Source organism: Mycobacterium sp. (genome assembly GCF_032159765.1).
Classification (GTDB): Bacteria; Actinomycetota; Actinomycetes; order Mycobacteriales; family Mycobacteriaceae; genus Mycobacterium.
Genome location: NZ_JAVHWM010000243.1, coordinates 1 through 2,871 on the forward strand (window position 1 = coordinate 1; position 2,871 = coordinate 2,871).

Below are 2,871 nucleotides of genomic sequence, written 5' to 3' on the forward strand. Positions count from 1 at the left end.
GCTGGCGTTGAACGGCGCGTTCCAGACCTTCAACCAGGTCGCCATCCTGACCAAGGGCGGACCGGCCAACTCGACCAACCTGCTGATGTTCAAGATCTACAACGACGGCTTCGCCGACTTCATCACCTCGCCACAGCTGGGCTACGCCACCGCCGAGGTCTGGGTGCTGTTCGTGATCGTGATGATCGTGACCATCGTCATGCTCCGGCTCACTCGCCACCGCATCTACGAAGGAGAAGGCGCATGACGGCCACAGCGGCTGCCGACCGGCTGGCCGGCGGGCGATCCGTGTCGCTCACCCAGCGGGTGCCGTTCGTGGTGTCCCGGATCGCCTGGTACGCCTTGTGCGGGTTGCTGGCCGTCTCGATGCTGCTGCCGCTGATCTGGATGGTCAGCATCGCACTGAAAGGCAACGGCGACATCAACCAGCTGCCGCCGTCGTTCCTGCCCCGCGAGTTCCAGCTCGCGAACTTCGTCCGCGGCCCGGCGCAGATCGGCTTCTACCGGCTGCTGGCCAACACCATGATCGTGACCGTGCTCTCCACCGTCGGGGCGGTGGTCAGCTCGATGGTGGTGGGCTACGGCATCTCGCGCATCGACTTCCCCGGCCGGCGGCTCTGGTTCGCCCTCATCTCCGGCAGTATCTTCGTGCCCGGAATCGTGGGACTCATCCCGCTGCAGCACCTCTACATCAACCTGGGCCTGATCGACACCTGGGTGCCGCTGATCCTGCCGGCCTTTTTCGGCAGCCCGATCTTCGTGTTCCTGGCCCGGCAGTACTACCAGTCGATCCCGCGATACCTCGACGAGTCCGCCATCATCGACGGGGCCGGGCACTGGACCATCTTCACCAAGATCATGGTCCCGCTCACCAAGCCGGTGTGGATCACCGTGGCGATCTTGTCGTTCCAGTTCGCCTGGAACGACTATCTCAGTCCGCTGGTGTACCTGCAGTCGGCGTCGAAGTTCACCCTGCCGCTCGGCATGGCGTCCTTCCTCTCCGACACCGCGGGCTCGCAATACAACTACTACATGGCGACGAACCTGATGTTCGTCGTACCGCCGCTGGCGCTGTTCTTCCTGGCGCAGCGCTACTTCATGGAAGGCCTCGGGGCGCTCGGAACGATCGCGAACTGACGTCCCCACCCATCCCGCATCACTAGTCATCGAAGGAGAGATCGTGCCCCCAACGATCAGGAAATCCGGTTGGCGGACGACGGCCGCCGTGGTCATCGCCGGGCTCACGCTCGCCGGTTGCGGCGGGTCCGGCGACGCGAAGGGCGGAGGCTCCACAACCATCAGTTACATGACGTGGGAGTCAGTCGCCACCAACGCCGCGCTGGACAGCAGCATGAAGAAGTTCCAGACCTCCGACGGCATCACCGCGCAGCGGCAGGAATCGCCGAACGCCGATTACGCGCAGAAGCTGGCGTCGTTGATCATGTCCAAGAAGGCGCCGGACTTCTTCTGGTGCTCCAACAGCCAGGAGCAGAATCTCGCGGCCGAGGGGTTGCTCTACGACTGGTCGGCGTACCTGAAGAAGGGCGACGGCCTGCAGGAGGACAAGTTCTCACCGGGCTCGCTCGACCTGTGGCGGACCGCGGACGGCAAGGTCTACGGGATCCCGACGCTGGCCAACACCTACGGCTTCTTCTACAACAAGACCGCCTTCGACAAGGCCAAGCTGAAGGTACCCAGCATCGGCTGGACCTGGGACGACCTGTTCACCGACATCGCCAAGCTCAAGCACACCGAGCCCAAGACCACGCCCCTGGTGAGTGCGTGGGCGTTGCTGCTCAATGTGCAGGGCGTCTCCGCCTACTCCGTGGCCAACGGCGGCCAGCCGATCATGGACACTCCGGTCGGCGCCAAGTCCTTGCACGCCGACGCGACATTCCGCACGGGGGCGCAACGCCTCGCGAAGGCCATCGCGGCCGGCGAGATGACCGGTCCGGACTTCGACGGTTCAACCGCCGTGGCCAAATTCGCCAACGGTGGCATCCCGTTGATGTTCGGCGGCCAGTGGCTGCAGCAGTCGATCACCCAGAACAAGCCCGGTTTCGACTGGGGTTACGCGCCCTGGCCGGCCGGTACGGCGAAGTCGGTCCAGCCCATCGAGACCAACGGCGTCTGTTCGCCGGCGACGCTGAAGGACCCGGACTCCACCTGGAAGGTGATCAGTTACCTCGACACCACCGGGTTCAACGAGACCATGAAGGCGGAGCCGATCGCCCCGATCGCCTACGAGCCGGGATCGAAGGGCTACTACGAGGCCCTACGGCCCGGTGACGCCGCCGCCAAGACCATCGCCGAGACCGCGACGTACGAGCTCGGGGTGAAGGACAAGTTCGTCACCCAGTTCCTGGATCCCTGGGCGACGCCGGCGGGCGACGTGGTGTCAACGTCGTGGAACCCGGGGCTGGCAGGGAAGAAGGATCTCACCGCCGGCATCGACGGAACCGTTGCCGGAATCAACAAACTGATAAAGAAATGATCACCAACGACACCACGGCGGCAGATCCGCCGGTCGACTACCCGTTCGGTCCGTTCGTTCCCAGGCCGGAGAATCCGGTACTCCGGCCCGGACGCCACGACTGGGAGGCGTCGAACGTCTACAACCCGGCCGCCATCCGCGTCGGTGATCGCATCGCGCTCATCTACCGGGCCCACGCCGACGACATCATCTCCCGGTTCGGGCTGGCCTGGACCGATGACGGTATCCACCTCGAGACCGAACCGGATCCGATCATGGTCCCCGAGCATGACTACGAGCGGTTCGGTTGCGAGGACCCGCGGGTGGTGCGGATCGGCGGCACCTACTACCTCACCTACACCGGTTGGGACCGGCACACCGCCCGGCTGTGCTTGGCG

General features: G+C 64.8%; 3 protein-coding genes and 1 pseudogene. All 4 read left to right on the forward strand.

Annotation, left to right across the window (positions count from 1 at the left end; translation table 11 throughout):
* Positions 1-247: pseudogene (locus tag QOH60_RS28730) on the forward strand (hypothetical protein); the annotation flags it as partial.
* Positions 244-1,137 (forward strand): carbohydrate ABC transporter permease, encoded by an 894-nt coding sequence (locus QOH60_RS28735; RefSeq protein ID WP_526425293.1) that lies wholly within the window; start codon positions 244-246, stop codon positions 1,135-1,137. The pseudogene QOH60_RS28730 and the gene QOH60_RS28735, both read left to right, overlap by 4 nt.
* Positions 1,138-1,180: 43 nt before the next feature.
* Complete coding sequence (locus QOH60_RS28740; RefSeq protein ID WP_526425294.1) at positions 1,181-2,494, forward strand: ABC transporter substrate-binding protein; 1,314 nt, start codon at positions 1,181-1,183, stop codon at positions 2,492-2,494.
* Positions 2,491-2,871 (forward strand): glycoside hydrolase family 130 protein (locus QOH60_RS28745; protein WP_526425295.1); only part of this gene is annotated, 381 nt, incomplete at its 3' end. The genes QOH60_RS28740 and QOH60_RS28745, both read left to right, overlap by 4 nt.

Bases quoted from the DNA above. Each gene is read 5' to 3' on its own strand.
- QOH60_RS28735 (WP_526425293.1), top strand. From the start codon at position 244: ATGACGGCCACAGCGGCTGCCGACCGGCTGGCCGGCGGGCGATCCGTG.